The sequence below is a fragment of the Pseudomonas sp. LH1G9 genome, from assembly GCF_002949975.1.
Classification (GTDB): Bacteria; Pseudomonadota; Gammaproteobacteria; order Pseudomonadales; family Pseudomonadaceae; genus Aquipseudomonas; species Aquipseudomonas veronii.
The window spans coordinates 1,494,614-1,513,818 of the sequence record NZ_CP026880.1; the positions used below are offsets into that span (position 1 = coordinate 1,494,614).

A 19,205-nucleotide genomic window follows, 5' to 3' on the forward strand; every position below is an offset into this window, starting at 1 on the left:
ATATTGTGTTTCAAAGATTTATTAAATCTATATGTAGTGTCTGGAGCCTTCCAATGCAAAGCATGCTCAGCCCGCTGGTCAGTAACCGCCTGCACAAACGCGACGGTAGCCTCGTTGCCTTCGACGCCGAAAAAATCCGTCAGGCTCTGATCGCCGCCGGCAATGCCACCGGCGAGTATCGGGAGGCCGAGGTCGACCTGTTGCTCGGTGCGGTACTGGCGCGGCTGCGCGGCATCGAACGGCTGGATGTGGAGCAGATCCAAGACAGCGTCGAGCGGGTGTTGATGGATGCCGGTTACTTCTTGTCGATGCGCGCGTATATCGTCTACCGCGAACAGCACGGTCGCCTGCGCCGCGACCGCAAGACCCTGGTGGAAGTCGCCACCTCGATGAACGAATACCTCGACCGTGAAGACTGGCGCGTGCAGGCCAATGCCAACCAGGGGTATTCCCTCGGCGGGCTGGTGCTGAACGTATCGGGCAAGGTCACTGCCAATTACTGGCTGGACGAGGTCTACAGCCAGCAGATCGGCCGCGCACACCGTGAGGCGGATCTGCATATCCACGACCTCGACATGCTCGCCGGCTACTGCGCCGGTTGGTCGCTGCGTTCGTTGCTGCACGAAGGCCTCAATGGCGTGCCGGGTCGCGTCGAAGCGGGGCCGCCCAAGCATTTGAGCAGTGCCCTGGGGCAGATGGTCAACTTCCTCGGCACCCTGCAAAACGAATGGGCCGGCGCCCAGGCGTTCAGCTCGTTCGACACCTATCTTGCGCCTTATGTGCGCAAAGACCAGTTGAGCTACCCCGAGGTGCGCCAGGCGGTGCAGGAGTTCATCTACAACCTCAACGTGCCGTCGCGCTGGGGCACCCAGACGCCATTCACCAACCTGACCTTCGATTGGGTCTGCCCGGAAGACTTGCGCGAGCAGGTGCCGGTGATCGGCGGTGAGGAAATGCCATTTGCCTATGGCGACCTGCAAACGGAAATGGAGCTGATCAACCGCGCCTACATCGAAGTGATGCAGGCCGGGGATGCCAAGGGGCGGGTGTTCACCTTCCCGATTCCGACCTACAACATCACCCATGATTTCCCCTGGGACAGCGAGAACGCCGACCGCCTGTTCGAGATGACCGCGCGCTACGGCTTGCCGTATTTCCAGAACTTCCTCAATTCGGACATGCAACCCAACCAGGTGCGCTCCATGTGCTGTCGCCTGCAACTGGACGTGCGCGAGCTGCTCAAGCGCGGCGGCGGGCTGTTCGGTTCGGCGGAGCAGACCGGCTCGCTGGGCGTGGTGACAATCAACTGCGCGCGCCTCGGTTACCTGTTCAAGGGCGATACCGGCGGCTTGCTGCAACGCCTGGACAGCCTGATGGAAATGGCCATGGAAAGCCTGGAGGTCAAGCGCAAGGTGATCCAGCACCACATGGACGCCGGGTTGTACCCCTACACCAAGCGTTACCTGGGGACGTTGCGCAACCACTTCTCCACCATCGGCCTCAACGGCATGCACGAGATGCTGCGCAATTTCACGGATGACACGCAGGGCACGCACACCGAAGAAGGCCGCGCGTTCGCCCTGCGCCTGCTCGACCATGTGCGCGCCACCTTACTGCGCTTCCAGGAAGAAACCGGTCACCTCTACAACCTCGAAGCCACCCCGGCGGAAGGCACCACCTACCGCTTCGCCAAGGAAGACCGCAAGCGCTACCCGGACATCCTGCAAGCCGGCAGCCTGGATGCGCCGTACTACACCAACTCGTCGCAACTGCCGGTGGGCTTCACCGAAGACCCCTTCGAAGCCCTCGAGCTGCAAGACGAACTGCAATGCAAATACACCGGCGGTACTGTGCTGCACCTGTACATGGCCGAACAGATTTCCTCGGCCCAGGCCTGCAAGCAATTGGTGCGCAAAGCGCTGGGGCGTTTCCGCCTGCCGTACCTGACCGTGACCCCGACCTTCTCGATCTGTCCGGTACACGGCTACCTCGCCGGCGAACACGAGTTCTGCCCCAAGTGCGATGAGATCCTCGCGCTTGCCGCCCAGTCTTGAACCTGTTTTTCAACCCGCAAGGAGATTCACCATGCAAACATCCCAGCCACAACGTCAGCGCTGCGAAGTCTGGACCCGGGTGATGGGTTACCACCGGCCGGTGTCCGCGTTCAACCCCGGCAAACAGTCCGAACACAAGGAGCGTGTTCACTTTACCGAAGCGGCTTGCGCGGCCGGGCGCCAATGAGTCGAATGCTACGGGTTGGGGGCATGGTGCCCCTGACCACCCTCGACTACCCCGGCATGCTCGCTTGTGTGCTGTTCTGCCAGGGTTGTGCCTGGCGCTGTCGTTACTGCCATAACCCGGACCTGATTGCACCGCGCGGTAGCGCGGAGATCGATTGGCGCCGGGTTTTGCTGTTTTTGCAGCGCCGCCAGGACCTGTTGGACGCGGTGGTGTTCAGCGGCGGTGAGCCGACCTTGCAGGAAGGTTTGCCAGCGGCGATGGACGAGGTACGCGCCATGGGCTTTCGCGTGGGCCTGCACAGTGCGGGGATCAAACCGGCAGGCTTTGCCAATGCGCTGCGCCATGCCGACTGGGTGGGCTTCGATGTGAAGGCCCTGGTCGAGGACTATCAACTGGTCACCCAGGTCAAAGGCAGCGGCGCCGCCAATTGGCGCAGTTTGGAGACCTTGCTGGCCAGTGGCGTGGACTACGAGTGTCGCACCACGGTGCATTGGCATCTGATCGATACGTCGCGCCTGTTGCGCCTGGCCCAGCGTTTGCAAGCCAGTGGTGTCAAGCGCTTCGCCGTGCAGATGGTCCGCACGGCAAGCATGCTCGATGAGCAATTGCCGATTGCCCCGGCACAGATGGCATTGCCGGAGTTGTGGGGCCACATGCGCGAGTTGTTTCCGGCTTTTGTATTACGAGGGTGACCGATCGCCCTTCCAGGATTTTTAAAGATGCTGCCCGTTTCGGGCAGGTATTCATCAAGGAATGTTTAGAATGACGCAGTTAACCACGGCACAACGCATTGTCATCGGCTTCGCGATTGCGCCGCTGGCTCTGGTCGGTTTGGTGTTTTACGCCTTGCACGACCTGGCAACCCTCAAGCAACAGTCCGAACAGATCGTGCAGCAGGACTGGCCGAAAATCGCACCGATCATGGTGATCGCCACCGGCGTGCGCGATAACGGGCGCAACACCCGCGACCTGCTGATCGACCAGGATAACCAGCAGGCCCAAGAGGCCATTGGCACCACCCGGCAGCGCATTACCCAGGCGTTCGCCACCCTGGAGCCACTGTTCGATACCGCCGAAGGCAAGGCGGCCTATGCCGCGTTGAAAACCCATCGGGAAACCTACGTCGCGGCCTTTACCCAGGTGCAGGCGCTGATCAAGCAGGGCGCCCGCGAGCAGGGCCTGGCCCAGCTCAAACAGCAGGTGGTGCCGGCCGAGCTTGAGGTGTTCAAGAGCCTCGATGCGTTGATGGCCATGCAAGGCCGACTGTTCGTCGAGCGCGAGCAGGCTGCGCAAATTCTCTACGACGATGCGCGCCGCACGATGATCGGATTATTCCTGCTATGCGTGAGCCTGGTCGTGGCGGCCGCCGTGATTGTCACGCGCAGCGTCACCCGGCCTTTGGGCGGCGAGCCGGACGAGGTGGCGCGGGTGCTCAGCCATATCGCCCAGGGCGACCTGACCATCGAGGTGCCGCTGGGCAACAGTGCCGACGGCAGCGTGATGCGCAACCTGCACCAGATGCAGCAGAACCTCAACCAGATGGTCCGGCAGATCGCCGCTTCGGTGGATGGCGTGGCCAGTTCATCCGAAGAGTTGAGCGCGGTCAGCAGCCAGACCAGCAGCAGCCTGCAGTTGCAGGGCCAGGAAATCGAACAGGCCGCCACCGCGGTGAACGAAATGACCGCCGCCGTCGATGAAGTCGCGCGCAACGCGGTGAGCACCAGCGAAGCCTCGCGCCTGTCGGAACAGACCGCCCAGCTTGGGCGGGCGCAGGTGCAGGAAACCGTGGCCTCGATCAACACCCTGGCCACCGGCGTGGTGGAAACCTCCGAACGCATCCAGCAACTCGCCGGCCGCGTGCAAGACATCAGCGGCGTGCTGGACGTGATCCGCAGCATCGCCGACCAGACCAATCTGCTGGCCCTCAACGCCGCGATCGAAGCGGCCCGGGCCGGCGATGCCGGGCGCGGTTTTGCGGTGGTCGCCGATGAAGTGCGCGCCCTGGCCCATCGTACCCAGACCTCGACCCAGGAGATCGAGCAGATGATCGGCAACATCCGCCAGGACACCGAACACGCCGTGGCCGCCATGCACAGCAGCAGCGAACGGGTGCAGGCGACCTTGGGCGTAGCGCAACGCTCGGGGGAGGCGCTGGATGAAATCACCCGCTCGATTTCGCAGATCAATGAGCGCAACTTGATGATTGCCAGCGCCACCGAAGAACAGGCACTGGTGGCGCGGGAAGTGGATCGCAACCTGGTGGGGATTCGGAACCTGTCGCAACAGGTATTGCAAGGGGCCTTGCATACCGAAACGGCGGGGCATGATCTGGCAGGGATGGCGGGGGAACTGCATCAGACGGTGGCGCGGTTTAAGGTTTAGGTGGTGTGGCGATGCGTTTCTTCGGTAATGGCCAACCCGAAAAGTAACCAACGCGCGGCGGCCTTATAGCCGATCTGATCCTGAAAGCCCAACGCGGTCAAAAAAGTGTGGGAGGGGGCTGCCCCCTCTCACATTTTGATCCCCATGGATTAGATAGAACTCGTTCTGCTCTTGCTCTTGGGCGCGGCCTTATATCCGACCTGATCCTGCAAGCCGAACTCGGTCAGAAATGTGGGAGGGGGCTTGCCCCCGATAGCAGTGTGTCAGTCACTACATGCATGACTGATCCACCGCTATCGGGGGCAAGCCCCCTCCCACATTTTGATCTCCATGGATCAGATAGAGCTCGTTCTGCTCTTGCTCTTGGGCGCGGCCTTATAGCCAACCTGATCCTGCAAGCCGAACTCGGTCAGAAATGTGGGAGGGGGCTTGCCCCCGATGGCAGTGTGTCAGTCACTACATGCATGACTGATCCACCGCTATCGGGGGCAAGCCCCCTCCCACATTTTGATCCCCATGGATCAGATAGAACTCATTCTGCTCTGGCTCTGGCTCTGGCTCTGGCTCTGGCTCTGGTTTTTGATCTTGATCTTAGGCGCCCCGTCAAACCACGCTGGCCGGAGTGAGGGCATGCCGAGCCTAGGCGAGGCACCGAGTGGTGGGGCAAGAGCCCTTTGGTTACTTTGAGGCTTTTTTTTCCAAAGTGACCCGCTGTAAGAGCGGAACCATAACGGATATGTACTCAGCCGCCGCCGCAATCACCGAAAAAACGGCACTCAACCCCACCCCCAAAACTGCAACCACCATCCACCCCCCACCAACCCAACACTCAACCCCACACACAACCACCCACCCCAACGCCGCAGCCCCCCAACCCCCTGAAGCTGCCGCCACCCCAACCACAAGCACCACCCAACCGCCGCCATCAACAACACGGCCCGCGCCGATTGCACCCAAGCCAACCCCAACCCCTCATACCGCAACAACTTCACCGTGGTCGCCGACAACCCCAGGAACAAACCCGCACCACCGAGGGGCGTCAGCGTCAGCGCCAAGGGCCGAAACAGTGCGCGATCACCCGCCACCCACGCGGCCAACCGCAGCAGCAGCCAGCAGCCGCCCCCCAATACCAACGAACTCCCCCCCAGATACAACACAATGCACAAGCCATCCAACCAACTGAAGCTGTCATTGAGCTGCGGATAATGAGTGAGCAACCACCACGGCGCGTTGTCTTGCAGCGGCCACAGCCAGTCATGGCCGACCAGCCACGTCGCCAGGGTTTGTTTGAGCGCGATAAACCACGGACTGACGGTCCATTGAAACGCCCCCATCGCCAGGCCGATCACACCAAACAGCAACAGCCGCGCGTCCCACGCCGAGCCTTGCTGATGGGGCGCCTGCAGGATCTCCTGATTGCACGAGCGGGCGATCAGTTGCACCGCGCCGCGTTGCCCGCTGCAACGGCCGCAGGCATGGCACTCGCTGGCCCCTTGCAGGCGGCGGATATCCAGCAGCGGCGCGCAGTTGGGCAGCGGCAGGCGCGGTGCGTCGTTGGCTTTCCAGCGCTGCTCATCCACCGCGAAATGCACCGGCGCCAGGCGGGCGAGCAGGGCGAAGACGCCGCTGACCGGGCACAGGTACCGACACCACACGCGCTTGCCGCGCACGAACAACAGGCCGACGATCACCGCGCCGAGGGTCGAGCCGCCGAGAATCAACAGGGCCGCCTGGGCGTAGTCATACACGCTGATCAATTGGCCGTAGAGGGTGGTCAGGCAAAAGCCCAACGTCGGCCAGCCGCCCCAGCGCAGCCAGCGCGGAATACCGAGGCCGCGCCCGTGCTGGCTGGCCCATTCGCTCAGGGAACCTTCCGGGCAGAGCACGCCGCACCACAGGCGGCCGAACAACACCATCGACAGCAATACGAACGGCCACCAGAGGCCCCAAAAGATGAATTGCGCGAGCAGCGTCAGGTTGTTCACCAGGCGCGCCTGGCTGTCCGGCAACGGCAGCAGCGCCGGCAGCACCAGCAGCACGGCGTAGACCAGCACCACCGCCCATTGCACGGCACGGATCAAGCGCCCATGGCGGCGCATGCCATCGCCCAGGCGCTGCAGCCAGCTCATGCCGCGTGCCGCGAACGGCGCAGGCCGTTGCCCACCCACAACCAATAGCCGAGCAGCACCAGCACGGTGACCAGGCTCGGCGCGGCGCGGTAGCCGACAAAGTCAGCCAACATCGCGCCCAGGCCGTGGCTGTCGCTGAGCAGGGTACTGCTGTCCCAGCGGCTTTCACCGAAGCTCGAATAGACCCACTCGGGCATGTCCATCGCCAGCAATTGCCCGCTGATACGGTCCACGGCCGCCACCAGCAAAGCCCCGCCGAGCAGCAGCAACAGCGCTTCGCTGAGGGCGAAAAACAGCGACCAGGAAATGAAGCGCCGCGTACTGCGCAACAACAGCACCGTGAGCCCCGCCAACACCAGGCCCAGCACGCCGCCGATCGCGAACAGGTTCAGCGCCGGGCCCTGCAGACGCGCGCCGGCACCGTACAGAAACACCACGGTTTCACTGCCTTCGCGGCTCACCGCCAACAGCGTCAATAGCAACACGCCCCAACCGCCCTGGCGCGCCAGGCGTTCATCGGCTTCGCGTACCAGGGTGTTTTTGAGTGTGGCCGCGTGACGATGCATCCAGAACACCATCTGCACCATCAGGCCGCTGGCCAATAACGTCAGCGCCGCTTGCAGCCATTCGCCCTGGGGGCCGGTCATGGCCTCACCGGCCCACAGCATCAAGCCGGCCAGGCCGGCCGAGCAGAACAAGCCCAGGACCACCCCGGCCCACAGGAAACGCCCCAGGCGCGAGTGCGCAGTCTGGCGGCTGATCCAGACTTGCAGAATGCCGATCACCAGCAGCGCCTCGACGCTTTCGCGCCAGACAATAAACATCGATTGATTCATCAACGGCTCCCGGGGCTATTGGGCAAGGATGCTGCCTTCGGGCAACTGTGGGTTGAACTCGTCAAAGAACGGATACAACCCCGGCGTGAGCGGGTGGATCACGACGAAGGTGGTCACGCCGGGGGACAAGACTTTCTCCACGCGCAGCGGCGTGCTCTCGAATTCGGCCGGGCCTTGGCCGAGGTTGTGCAGCACGATCTTGAAGCGCTCGCCGGCCTTGACCGTGAGTTGCGGCGGGATGAAGTGGCCGTCCTGCAGGGTCAGTTCATAGGTCGGCAACGGCGCCGCCAGGGCCGCGCCGCTCAGCAGCAAGCTGCCCAGCAGCAAGGCGCGACGCATCAGTAACCGCCTTTCTTGCCGATGCCGGCATAGACGAATTCGTAGTGGACTTCGCAGCGTTCGAACCACGGTGCGACCCCGGTTTCCTTGTCGGTATGGCGGCCCAGGGACTGGTGGCCGCTGGGCGGCAATACGCTGAAGGTCAGGGTGTATTTGCCTGGGCCTTGCAGCTTGACGTTGTCGCCGTAGTGCGGCCCGTCATTGGCGACCATGGCGTGGAAATCACCGGTGATCGGCGTGTCGCTGCCTTGCTTTTTCAACGTAAAGGACAGGTTCAGGTACGGCACGAAACTGCCTTCCTGGAAGCCTTGGGCATTGTCCGCCGTGGCGCGCACATCGGCTTCAAGGTGGACGTCGGAGTCGGCCGTGGCGCGCATCATGCCGGCGGGTGCCATCTCGATCGGTTGCAGGTACACCGCGCCGATTTCCAGGCCTGGGCAGTGCTGCGGCTCGCCGATCGGGTACTCCTTGGCGAACGCCGCAGAGGTGGACAACAGCAGGACCAGGGACACAGTAGAAGGGATACGCATGGAGGCTTCCTGACGGGTGAGGGGGAAAGATCCCGAGTCTAGGAAGGTTGATCGTAAATAATAATGATTCTTGTCAAGTTTCTGCGATATTTCATGTTGGCCAACCTTGACCGCAGTCAAGGCCATGCCCCCTCGAGCAGGTTAGGTTGACTCTATTGTTCGCCGGTAGGGAACCTCATCATGGCCAAGCCTTTTCCGCTGCACCCCAAGCACCCCGAACGCATCTGCTGGGGCTGCGACCGCTATTGCGCCACGACCGATCTGGCCTGTGGCAACGGCGCCGACCGCACCATGCACCCGGCCGAGATGATCGGCGATGACTGGTACGAGCACGGCGACTGGGGACTCACCCCCGAGCCACCTGCCACGGACGAACCGTCAGCGGCCTGATCAATCAACGCAATGGCTGGTTGTACGGCGGATGGGCGGTTACTCTTCCTACTCAGTTCAGGGAGAGGTGACGCAGATGTCGTTGATCACAACCATCGAAGACTTACGCAAGCTGGCGCAAAAACGTGTTCCAAGGATGTTTTACGACTACGCCGATTCTGGCTCTTGGACTGAAAGCACTTACCGGGCGAATGAAAGCGATTTTGCCCAGATCAAATTCCGCCAACGGGTGGCGCGCAATATCGATAAACGTTCGATCCGCGCCACCATGATCGGCCAGGACATGGCCATGCCAGTCGCTCTGGCGCCCACCGGCCTGGCAGGGATGCAGCATGCCGATGGTGAAATTCTCACCGCCCGTGCCGCTGCTGCCTTTGGCCTGCGCTACACCTTGTCGACCATGAGCATCTGCTCCCTGGAAGACATCGCCGAACAGGTCGGCCAGCCGTTCTGGTTTCAACTCTATGTGATGCGCGACCGCGCCTTTATCGAGCAGTTGATCGAGCGCGCCAAGGCCGCCGGTGTCGATGCGTTGGTGTTGACCCTGGACCTGCAGATCCTCGGCCAACGTCACAAGGACCTGATCAACGGCCTGTCGGCACCGCCCAGACTGACCCTGCCGAATATCCTCAACATGATGACCAAGCCGCGCTGGGTGATGGGCATGCTCGGCACCAAGCGTCATGGCTTCGGCAATATCGTCGGGCATGTCAAAGGTGTGGCGGACATGAGTTCGCTGTCGGCGTGGACCGCCCAGCAGTTCGACCCGCGCCTGAGTTGGGACGATGTGGAGTGGATCAAGAAATGCTGGGGCGGCAAGTTGATCATCAAGGGCATCCTCGATGTGGAAGATGCGCGCCTGGCGGCGAATGCCGGCGCCGATGCGTTAGTGGTGAGTAACCACGGCGGTCGTCAGTTGGATGGCGCGCCGTCGAGCATCAGCCAATTGCCGGCGATCGTCGAGGCGGTGGGCGAGCGTATTGAAGTGTGGCTCGATGGCGGTATCCGTTCCGGCCAGGACGTGCTCAAGGCCATGGCATTGGGCGCCAAAGGCACCCTGATCGGCCGCCCGCATTTGTACGGCCTGGGCGCGATGGGTGAAGCGGGGGTGACCAAGGCGCTGGAGATCATCGCCCGCGAGTTGGACGTGTCGATGGCGCTGTGCGGGTATAACGATATACGCGATGTGAATCGCGAAATTTTGCTGCCTGGCACCTTTCCCCAAGGCGCGGGCTGAGCAAAAAAATCGTAAAAAAATAAAAAGAGTTGTCCACGAAAACCGTGGGTATCTCTGTGGATAACTTTGCGAGGGCCCGGCAGGGGTTGGCGATTCAACCCAAGGTCAATATTTGATCAACTTCTGGCGCGGGCCAGCATAGGCTGGGTTTGCGCTTGACAGCCCCGCGCGAACCCAGTGCCGAAAACACATTTTATGAGTCGTTGGCGCGCCCGGTTGAGTGGGTGACAACCTGTGTCGGCATCTTCGCTTGCATCAGGTTGTCCAGCGCTTTGCGATAGCTGCGCCCGGCCAGGCTCATGCTGTTGTTGTGGCTGGCGCCGGGCACCAGCAACAGGCGCTTGGGTTCCTGGGCGGCAGCAAATAATTGCTCGTTGAACCGTGGGGGAACGTAGCGGTCGTCCAGGCCGTGGACCACCAGCAGTGGCATATGGATGTCGGCAATCTTGTCGATGGAATCGAATTTCTGCGACAGCAGCCAGCGCACCGGCAAGGCGGTATCCGCCACGGCGGTGGCCACATCCGCCAGGGAATGCCCGTAGATCAGGCGTTTACTGATTGCTTGCAAAGTATTGCGGCATTCAAGCGTCGTCCGCTCAGGCGAGCGCCACCACCTGCACGCGATTGCGTCCATAGGCCTTGGCCTGGTACAGCGCCTGGTCGGCCTGGGACAGTAAGTGCGAGAGGTCGTGGCCTGCCGCCGTGGTGGTGACGATGCCGATGCTCACGCTCAAGAACCCCGGCGTCAGCAGGTCCAGTTCGGCAAACCCGCGGCGGATGCGCTCGGCCACTTCAAATGCTCCGGCCGCATCGCTGTCGGCCAGCAGGCAGGCGAACTCTTCACCGCCGATACGCGCAAACACATCACCGCTGCGCAGCATGGTCCGCGTCATCTGGCTGAAGGCGATCAGCGCCTGGTCGCCCATGGGGTGGCCGAAGCTGTCGTTCAGGCGCTTGAAGTGGTCCAGGTCGCACAGCAGCAGGGCCGTGCTGCGCTGGCGACGGTTGCAGTCGGCCAGCAGTTTTTCGCCCCTGAGCATAAAGGCGCGGCGGTTGCCGGCGCCGGTCAGCGCATCGCTGAAGGCGGCGGCCTTGAAGCGCAACTCGGCACGCTCCTTGACCATCGCCAGGGTGATGTAGGCAATGCCGATGGCATACAGCATCGATTCAAACAGCATGAACGAGAAAAACGGCGCGCCTTCACCCCCCGAGGCCTGGGCGTTTTTCAGCGGCAGGCCGGCGTCGGTGATTGCGCGTATGCCATAGAACGCGGTGTGCCAAAGGATCAGCGCCAGCGCGGGAGCGTAGGCGACTTCCAGGGTCGCGCGGTTGCGCCACAGCTCCAGGGCCGACAGCACGCCATAACCGGCCGCCAGCAGCGAATACAGGGTGACCCGCGCCGACAGCGAACCATAGAACTGCGGCAACAGGCACATCAACAGCCACACGCCACACCCGGCAAAGATCCCCGGCAGGCTTGGCTTGCGCTGCACGAAAGCGCGCATGGCGGTCCAGTTCATCGCGGCGCTGAGCAACAGCACGACATTGCCGAGGATCAACGCGACAAAGTCCAGGCCCACGCCGCGCACCGCGATCAGCCCGGTGCCCAGGGTGGCGAGCAGCAGCATGATGCCGAGATAGCCCAGGGTCGGTTCACGGCCACGGCTCCAGGCATGCACGGTGAGCAGGCCCATCAGGCAGAACACGAACACGGCGACTATCAATAGCGTCGGGATATGCAGCGACATTGCCTTGCCCTTGCAGAGACTTTTTGTGGGGCCCGATTGTAGCGGTATGCGACCGGCTTGACGTTGGCGTTGCTGGCGCGACATGCTCTTGCTCCTTTGAGCAAAGGCCCGACCATGGACAACAGCCCCGTTCGTATCACCGCCGAAGAGACGCTCTCGGAGAATTGGTACCTGCTGAAAAAATACAGCTTCGACCTGCGCCGCCGCGACGGCAGCTGGCAGGCCCAGACCCGCGAAGTGTACGACCGGGGCAACGGCGCGACCATCCTGCTGTACAACCGCGCCCAGCGCACTGTGCTACTGATCCGACAGTTCCGCATGCCCACCTTCGTCAACGACTACCCCGGTTACCTGATCGAAGCCGCGGCCGGGTTGCTGGACAACGCCAGCCCTGAGGAACGCATTCGTCTGGAAGCCGAAGAAGAGACGGGCTATCGCGTGGGGCATGTGGAGAAGATCTATGCGGTATTCATGAGCCCGGGATCGGTGACGGAGCGGATTCACTTTTTCCTCGGCGAATACCAACCGGAGGATCGGGTGGGAATGGGCGGCGGGATCGAAGAGGAAGGCGAGGACATCGAGGTACTGGAACTGGGGTTCGAGCGGGCGTTGGCGATGGTGGCGAGCGGTGAGATCGTGGATGGGAAGACCATCATGCTGTTGCAGCATCTGGAATTGCGGATGTTGAAAGAGGGATGGTGAGAGTGGGGCGTGTCGATATCCGTTTTCTCAAGTAGCCAAAGCTAGGCCCGGTGTGCCTCAGATCAAAAGCAAAGCGGCCTTGTAGCCGACCTGACTCTGCGAGCCGAACCCGGTCAAAAATGTGGGAGGGGGCTTGCCCCCGATGGCAGTGGATCAGCCATGCATGTATTGGCTGACAAGCCGCCATCGGGGGCAAGCCCCCTCCCACATTTTGATCTCCATGGATCAGATAGAACTCGTTCTGCTCTTGCTCTTGCTCTTGGGCGCGGCCTTATAGCCAACCTGATCCTGCAAGCCGAACTCGGTCAAAAATGTGGGAGGGGGCTTGCCCCCGATGGCAGTGTGTCAGTCACTACATGCATGGCTGATCCACCGCCATCGGGGGCAAGGCCCCTCCTACATTTTGATCTCCATGGATCAGATAGAACTCGTTCTGCTCTGGCTCTGGCTTTTGATCTTGATCTTAGGCGCCCCGTAAAACCACGCTGGCCGAACGCAGGCTTGAATCCGTGGGTAACCCGGCAGGACGCCGGGTTAGCCGTCCTGGGCCAGGGATGGCCCATGACGGCGGCCCACGGATTCAAGCCGGAGTGAGGGCACACCGAGCACTAGCGAGGTGCCGAGTGGTGGGGCAAGAGCCCTTTGGTTACTTTGGGGCTTTTCCAAAGTGACCCGCTGTAAGAGCGGAACCAATAGCTGCCGTTACCTAAATAACGGATATACACACAACCCCAACCCCAACCCCACCCCCCGACTACCGGCTCTTGTCAGAAATCCCCCGCAAGAGTACAAATGTACTCCATGACAACCCTAACCCCCCGCCGCACCGCCATCCTGACCTTCATCCGCGACCGCATCGCGCAACAAGGCCAATCCCCCAGCCTCGCCGAGATCGCCGAGGCATTCGGCTTCGCCTCCCGCAGCGTCGCCCGCAAACACGTTGTGGCCCTGACCGAAGCCGGCTTCATCGAAGTCAACCCCAACCAGGCCCGTGGCATTCGCCTGCTCAACCCGCCAGCGCGGCCCGAATGGCTGGACGTTCCGGTCCTGGGCCGTGTCGCCGCCGGTTTGCCCATCGGCGCCGATGCCGAAGTCCACAGCCGCCTGCAACTCGACCCGGCCACTTTCGCGAAAACCCCGGACTATCTGTTGCGGGTGCAGGGCGACTCAATGATCGAAGACGGCATCCTCGACGGCGATTTGGTGGGCGTGCGCCGCAGTGCCGAAGCCGTGAACGGGCAGATTGTGGTGGCGCGCCTGGACGGTGAAGTCACCATCAAGCGTTTCGAACGCAATGGCGACAGCGTGCGGCTGCTGCCGCGCAACCCCGCGTATCAACCCATCGTGGTCGGGCCCGATCAGGACCTGGCCATCGAAGGCGTGTTCTGCGGCCTGGTGAGGCAAGGCTGATGGGCGCCGTCGTTGCCCTGGACGCGCTGTTCAATGGCGGGCGTGTGTGGAAGGGCCGGCCCGCCGCGCCACCGGCCAGTGTCCACCCCACGGGGCTGGCGGCGCTGGATGCGGTGCTGCCCACGGGCGGCTGGCCGGAGTCGGCCCTCAGCGAAATCCTCATGGCCAAGGACGGCGTGGGCGAACTGCAACTGGTGTTGCCGACCCTGGCGCGTTTGTCGGCGGCGGGGGAGCGCATAGTGCTGGTGGCGCCGCCCTACACGCCGTACCCCCACGCCTGGCAGAACGCCGGGGTGGATTTGCGTCAGCTCGCGGTGGTCCGGGCCGAGGAGCGGGATGCGTTGTGGGCGGTCGAGCAGTGCCTGCGTTCGGGCAGTTGCGGTGCGGTGTTGTGCTGGCCGCGCAAGGCCGATGATCGTGCCTTGCGGCGCTTGCAGGTGGCGGCGGAAACCGGGCAGACCCTGGCGTTTGCCTGGCGCGCCCTGAGTGACGCGCTCAACGCCTCGCCGGCCGCTCTGCGCCTGGCGGTCGACGCCCGGCCCGCGCAAGTGCGGGTGCTCAAGTGCCGGGGCGGGCTGGCCCACCCGGCGCCGATTGCGCTGGCCGGGCACTGAGGTTGGCATGCGCTGGGTGTGTATTGTCTTCCCGCAATTGGCGCTGGACGCGGTGCAGCGTATGCATCCGACGCCGCACGAGCCGCTGGCGCTGCTGGCCGGCACGCCGCAGCGGCGCGTCCTGCAAACCGTCAACGCGGCCGCGCATGCCTTGGGCCTGCGCCCCGGTCAATCGCTGACGGCGGCGCATGCGCTGGTCAAAACCTTTGCCTGCGCCGAATACGACCCCGTGGAGATCGAACGCTGGCAGCAGTTTCTGGCGGCCTGGGCCTACCAGTTCAGTTCCCAGGTCAGCGTGTTTTACCCGCGCGCCTTGCTGTTTGAGATCGAGTCGAGCCTGGGCCTGTTCGGGCCCTGGCCGCGCTTCGAGGCCCGTCTGCGCAAAGAACTGAGCGAACTGGGCTTTCGTCATCGCATCGTCGCCGCGCCCAACCCGGTGGCGGCGCGGGTGCTGGCGAACCGCTACGATGGCCTGGCCGTGGCCGATGATCACGCGTTGATGCAGGCCTTGGCGCCACTGCCCATCGACCGCGCCGGCCTGGACCCGCAGGCCGCCATCGCTTTGTCGCGGATGGGCTTGCGCAGCCTGGCCCAGGTGCAGGCGTTGCCTCGGCACACCCTGGCGCGGCGCTTCGATGCGGCGTTGCTCAAGCATCTGGATGCCCTGAGCGGGCAGCGGCCGTTGGCGCTGGGCTTCTATCAGCCGCCGGACCGCTTCGATGTACGCATCGAGCTGAACTACGACGTGCAATCCCACCAGGCCCTGTTATTCCCGCTGCGTCGCCTGACCGGCGACCTGTCCGCCTTCCTCTGTGGCCGCGACAGTGGCGTCCAGCGTTTCGCCCTGCACCTGGAACACACCCAGGCCCCCGACAGCGTGATCCCGGTCGGCCTGCTCAGCGCCGAGCGTGAAGCGCCGATGCTGTTCGAACTGGCCCGCGGGCGTCTGGAGCAGGTGCAAGTGACGTCCCCCGTGCGCGGTGTTCGCCTGGTGGCCCAGGACCTGCCGGTGTTCGTGCCGCAACGCCAGGACCTGTTCGACGACCGCCCGCAACAGACCCTGCCCTGGGCGCAACTGCGCGAACGCCTGCGCGCCCGGCTTGGCGATGAGGCGGTACACGGCCTGCGCTTTCACGCCGACCACCGCCCCGAATGCGCCTGGCAAGCGGCGACCGATAAAAACCCGTGCCCCACTTTGAACAACGTGCAACGCCCCGGCTGGCTGCTCGCCGAGCCGACCTTGCTGGCCGAGGCGGGCGTGCAGATCCTGAAGGGCCCGGAGCGCATCGAATCGGGCTGGTGGGATGGCGCCGATATCCGCCGCGACTATTACCTGATCCAGACCCGCGCCGGCCAGCAAGGCTGGGCCTACCGCACCGTGGGGCAATGCGACGGGTTGTGGCTGCAAGGCTGGTTCGCATGAGTTACGCCGAGCTGCATTGCCTGTCCAACTTCAGCTTCCAGCGCGGTGCCTCCACGGCGCTGGAGTTGTTCGAGCGGGCCAAGCGCGAGGGCTACAGCGCCCTGGCGATCACTGACGAATGCACCCTGGTCGGCATCGTGCGCGCCTGGCAGGCGGCGAAAGCGGTGGGTTTGCCGCTGATCATCGGCAGTGAGATGCGCGTCGAAAACGGCCCGAAACTGCTACTGCTAGTGGAAGACCTCAGCGGCTACCAACACCTGTGTCGCTTGATCACCCTGGCCCGGCGGCGGGCGGAGAAGGGCCGTTATCGCCTGCTGCCAGAAGACTTCGACCAACCGCTGCCCGGCCTGTTGGCGCTCTGGATTGCCGAAGACAGCGACACCCAGGCCTCGATCCAATGGCTGCGCCGTACCTTCGCCGAGCGCCTGTGGCTGGCGGTGCATCTGCATTGCGGGCAGGACGATGCGCGTCACCTGGAGCAACGCCTGGCCCTGGCCGCCAGCCTGCAGCTCCCGGCGGTGGCCTGCGGCGATGTGCATATGCATGCCCGCGGCCGCCGCGCCCTGCAAGACACCATGACCGCCATCCGCCATCACGTACCGGTGGCCGAAGCCGGCACGCGCCTGCATCCCAATGGCGAGCGGCATCTGCGCAGCCTGTCGGCGTTACAGGCGTTGTATCCGCCGTCGTTGCTCGACGAAACCCTGGCCATCGCGCGCCGTTGTACCTTCGACCTCAGCCAACTGCGCTACCACTATCCGCGTGAGCTGGTGCCCGCCGGCCATGACGCCCGATCCTGGCTGCGCGCCGTCACCGAAGAAGGCATCGCCCGGCGCTGGCCGCAAGGGGCCGACGTCAAGACCTTGCAGCAGATCGACCGCGAGTTGGAACTGATCAGCGAGCTGGGCTATGAAAGCTATTTCCTCACGGTGCATGACATCGTGCGCTTTGCCCGCAGCCGTTCGATCCTGTGCCAGGGCCGGGGTTCGGCGGCCAACTCGGCGGTGTGTTTCGCCTTGGGCATCACCGAGATCAACCCGAGCCTGATGAACATGCTGTTCGAGCGCTTCCTGTCCCGGGAGCGTAACGAGCCGCCGGACATCGACGTCGACTTCGAGCACGAACGCCGCGAAGAGGTGCTGCAATACGTATTCCAGCGCTACGGCCGCACCCGCGCAGCACTGACGGCGGTGGTCAGCAGCTACCACGGTGCCGGCGCGGTGCGGGATGTGGCCAAGGCCCTGGGGTTGCCGCCGGACCAGGTCAATGCCCTGGCCGAGTGCTGCGGGCGCTGGAGTGACCAAGCGCCACCCCTGGAACGCCTGCGTGAAGGCGGTTTCGACCCCGACAGCCCGGTGCTGCGCCGCATACTCGCGCTGACCCAGCAACTGATCGGTTTCCCCCGGCACCTCTCTCAGCACCCCGGCGGCTTCGTGATTTCCGAACACCCGCTGGACACCCTGGTGCCGGTGGAAAATGCGGCGATGGCCGAGCGCACCATCATCCAGTGGGACAAGGACGACCTCGACGCCGTCGGCCTGCTCAAGGTGGATATCCTCGCCCTGGGCATGCTCAGCGCGATCCGCCGCTGTTTCGACCTGCTGCGTCGCCACCGTGGCCACGACCTGTGCCTGGCGACGATCCCCAAGGAAGACCCGGCCACCTACGCAATGATCAGCAAGGCCGACACCCTCGGCGTGTTCCAGATCGAGTCGCGGGCGCAGATGTCGATGTTGCCCAGGCTCAAGCCGCAGACCTTTTACGACCTGGTGATTGAAGTCGCCATCGTGCGCCCGGGGCCGATCCAGGGCGGCATGGTGCATCCGTACCTGCGGCGGCGGAACAAAGAGGAGCCCACCACCTATCCGTCGCCGCAGCTTGAAGCGGTGCTCGAACGCACCCTCGGCGTGCCGTTGTTCCAGGAACAGGTGATGCAGATCGCCATGGTTGCCGCCGATTACAGCCCTGGCGAAGCTGATCAGTTGCGCCGTTCCATGGCGGCCTGGAAGCGTCACGGCGGCCTTGAACCGCACCAGCAACGCTTGCGCACCGGCATGCTCAAAAACGGCTACAGCGAAGCCTTCGCCGCGCAGATCTTCGAGCAGATCAAGGGTTTTGGCAGCTATGGCTTTCCGGAATCCCACGCCGCCAGTTTTGCCTTGTTGACCTACGCCAGTTGCTGGCTCAAATGCCATGAACCGGCGGCCTTCGCCTGTGCGTTGATCAACAGTTGGCCCATGGGGTTCTACAGCCCGGACCAGATCCTGCAGGACGCGCGGCGCCATCGTTTGCAGATCCGCCCGGTGGACGTGCAGGCCAGTGACTGGGATTGCAGCCTGGAACCCATCACCGGCGCGCAACCGGCGATTCGCCTGGGGTTGCGCATGATCGCGGGGTTTCGCGAAGAGGATGGGCGACGGATCGAAGCGGCGCGCGAGCACCGTGTATTCAGCGACATTGCCGACCTCGACCGACGCGCCGGGCTGGATCCCCGCGCCCAAGCCTTGCTGGCGGATGCCGGAGCCTTGCGGGCGTTGGCCGGCAACCGGCACACGGCGCGCTGGGAAGTGGCGGGGGTACACAAACAACTAGGGCTGTTCGCCGGCCTGCCCAGCCCCGACGAAGCGCGGGTGGAGTTGCCGACACCCACGGTGGGCGAAGACCTGCAGGCCGATTACGCCACGCTCGGTACCACCCTGGGCCCGCATCCATTGGCGTTGTTGCGCGATGAATTGCGCAAACGGCGCTGCCGCAGTTCCCGTGAGCTGATGGCGGTGGAGCATGGCCGCACTGTCAGCGTCGCCGGCCTGGTGACCGGTCGCCAGCGCCCCGGCACCGCCAGCGGTGTGACCTTTGTCACCTTGGAGGATGAATTCGGCAACCTGAATGTGGTGGTCTGGCGCGACCTGGCAGAACGTCAGCGCCAGGCCCTGGTCGGCTCGCGCCTGCTCAAGGTGGACGGGCGCTGGGAGGCGGTGGGCGAGGTGCGGCACCTGATCGCCGGGCGCCTCACCGACCTGTCGCCGCTGCTGCAAGGCATCGCTGTGCGCAGCCGGGATTTTCACTGAGCGCAGTTGCCCTGGCCTGCGTGGATAAGCTATATGCAATGAAACGAATGATTGCTGGCAGGCTCCTATTTTCTATGCGTGGTGCTGCACCACCTACCCACGCTTCTCTTCGCCAAGAGCCAACCGATGCATTTTTTAGCCAATTCCGCACCTGCT

16 protein-coding genes and 1 pseudogene are annotated in these 19,205 nt (G+C 63.5%); 11 read left to right on the forward strand and 6 right to left on the reverse strand.

Translation table 11 applies throughout. The annotated features are described in order from the left end of the window. Nucleotides 1–53: 53 nt before the first annotated feature. From C5F70_RS07230 to C5F70_RS07245, 4 genes are all read left to right on the forward strand, one after another. Nucleotides 54–2,054, forward strand: coding sequence for a ribonucleoside triphosphate reductase (locus C5F70_RS07230; protein ID WP_046489186.1), 2,001 nt, complete (start codon nt 54–56; stop codon nt 2,052–2,054). A 31-nt stretch (nt 2,055–2,085) separates the two neighbouring features. Continuing rightward, nucleotides 2,086–2,241 carry an anaerobic ribonucleoside-triphosphate reductase gene (nrdD, locus tag C5F70_RS07235; protein WP_017849317.1) on the forward strand — a complete coding sequence of 52 codons (156 nt, stop codon included), beginning with the start codon at nt 2,086–2,088 and terminating at the stop codon, nt 2,239–2,241. Next, on the forward strand, nt 2,238–2,933 hold the full coding sequence (locus C5F70_RS07240; RefSeq protein WP_169883988.1) for an anaerobic ribonucleoside-triphosphate reductase activating protein: 696 nt from the start codon (nt 2,238–2,240) through the stop codon (nt 2,931–2,933). Before nrdD ends, C5F70_RS07240 begins: the two co-directional genes overlap by 4 nt. A 70-nt stretch (nt 2,934–3,003) precedes the next feature. After that, nucleotides 3,004–4,623: a methyl-accepting chemotaxis protein gene (locus tag C5F70_RS07245; protein WP_046383089.1), complete on the forward strand. Its 1,620-nt coding sequence runs from the start codon at nt 3,004–3,006 to the stop codon at nt 4,621–4,623. Between the two features lie 776 nt (nt 4,624–5,399). On the opposite strand, the gene C5F70_RS07250 is transcribed toward C5F70_RS07245, so the two are convergent. From C5F70_RS07250 to C5F70_RS07265, 4 genes are read right to left on the reverse strand one after another with little or no spacing between them, the layout of a single operon-like run. Further along, nucleotides 5,400–6,752: a 4Fe-4S binding protein gene (locus C5F70_RS07250; RefSeq protein ID WP_104903006.1), complete on the reverse strand. Its 1,353-nt coding sequence runs from the start codon at nt 6,750–6,752 to the stop codon at nt 5,400–5,402. After that, a complete protein-coding gene (locus tag C5F70_RS07255) occupies nt 6,749–7,588 on the reverse strand; it encodes an FTR1 family protein (RefSeq protein ID WP_046383091.1) in 840 nt (279 codons plus the stop codon). The genes C5F70_RS07250 and C5F70_RS07255 overlap by 4 nt, the downstream gene beginning before the upstream one ends. Nucleotides 7,589–7,603: 15 nt before the next feature. After that, entirely contained in the window at nt 7,604–7,927 is a 324-nt protein-coding gene (locus C5F70_RS07260; RefSeq protein WP_017849310.1) for a cupredoxin domain-containing protein, read from the reverse strand. After that, nucleotides 7,927–8,457, reverse strand: coding sequence for an iron transporter (locus C5F70_RS07265; RefSeq protein WP_017849309.1), 531 nt, complete (start codon nt 8,455–8,457; stop codon nt 7,927–7,929). The genes C5F70_RS07260 and C5F70_RS07265 overlap by 1 nt, the downstream gene beginning before the upstream one ends. Nucleotides 8,458–8,637: 180 nt before the next feature. Here C5F70_RS07265 and C5F70_RS07270 point away from each other — a divergent pair, with 180 nt between their 5' ends. Both C5F70_RS07270 and C5F70_RS07275 read left to right on the forward strand, forming a co-directional pair. Then, on the forward strand, nt 8,638–8,847 hold the full coding sequence (locus C5F70_RS07270) for a DUF3079 domain-containing protein (protein WP_017849308.1): 210 nt from the start codon (nt 8,638–8,640) through the stop codon (nt 8,845–8,847). 76 nt (nt 8,848–8,923) lie between these two features. Beyond that, nucleotides 8,924–10,084, forward strand: a complete 1,161-nt coding sequence (locus C5F70_RS07275) for an alpha-hydroxy acid oxidase (RefSeq protein WP_079444110.1) — start codon at nt 8,924–8,926, stop codon at nt 10,082–10,084. 193 nt (nt 10,085–10,277) lie between these two features. On the opposite strand, the pseudogene C5F70_RS07280 reads toward C5F70_RS07275, so the two are convergent. Together C5F70_RS07280 and C5F70_RS07285 are read right to left on the reverse strand one after the other, a co-directional pair. Then, nucleotides 10,278–10,616 (reverse strand): annotated as a pseudogene (locus tag C5F70_RS07280) (alpha/beta hydrolase); the annotation flags it as partial. A gap of 64 nt (nt 10,617–10,680) precedes the next feature. Then, nucleotides 10,681–11,832 (reverse strand): GGDEF domain-containing protein, encoded by a 1,152-nt coding sequence (locus C5F70_RS07285; RefSeq protein ID WP_104904540.1) that lies wholly within the window; start codon nt 11,830–11,832, stop codon nt 10,681–10,683. Between the two features lie 114 nt (nt 11,833–11,946). On the opposite strand from C5F70_RS07285, the gene C5F70_RS07290 reads away from it, so the two are divergent. From C5F70_RS07290 to C5F70_RS07310, 5 genes are all read left to right on the forward strand, one after another. Continuing rightward, nucleotides 11,947–12,534 (forward strand): NUDIX domain-containing protein, encoded by a 588-nt coding sequence (locus tag C5F70_RS07290; RefSeq protein ID WP_104903007.1) that lies wholly within the window; start codon nt 11,947–11,949, stop codon nt 12,532–12,534. A gap of 792 nt (nt 12,535–13,326) precedes the next feature. Then, nucleotides 13,327–13,944, forward strand: a complete 618-nt coding sequence (lexA, locus tag C5F70_RS07295) for a transcriptional repressor LexA (RefSeq protein WP_017846678.1) — start codon at nt 13,327–13,329, stop codon at nt 13,942–13,944. Further along, nucleotides 13,944–14,558 carry a translesion DNA synthesis-associated protein ImuA gene (gene imuA, locus C5F70_RS07300; RefSeq protein WP_017846677.1) on the forward strand — a complete coding sequence of 205 codons (615 nt, stop codon included), beginning with the start codon at nt 13,944–13,946 and terminating at the stop codon, nt 14,556–14,558. Before lexA ends, imuA begins: the two co-directional genes overlap by 1 nt. Before the next feature lie 7 nt (nt 14,559–14,565). Continuing rightward, nucleotides 14,566–15,981 (forward strand): DNA polymerase Y family protein, encoded by a 1,416-nt coding sequence (locus C5F70_RS07305; protein ID WP_104903008.1) that lies wholly within the window; start codon nt 14,566–14,568, stop codon nt 15,979–15,981. Next, the gene (locus tag C5F70_RS07310) at nt 15,957–19,049 is read left to right on the forward strand and encodes an error-prone DNA polymerase (RefSeq protein ID WP_177410550.1); all 3,093 of its coding nucleotides are present in this window, start codon (nt 15,957–15,959) and stop codon (nt 19,047–19,049) included. Before C5F70_RS07305 ends, C5F70_RS07310 begins: the two co-directional genes overlap by 25 nt. Nucleotides 19,050–19,205 lie beyond the last annotated feature (156 nt).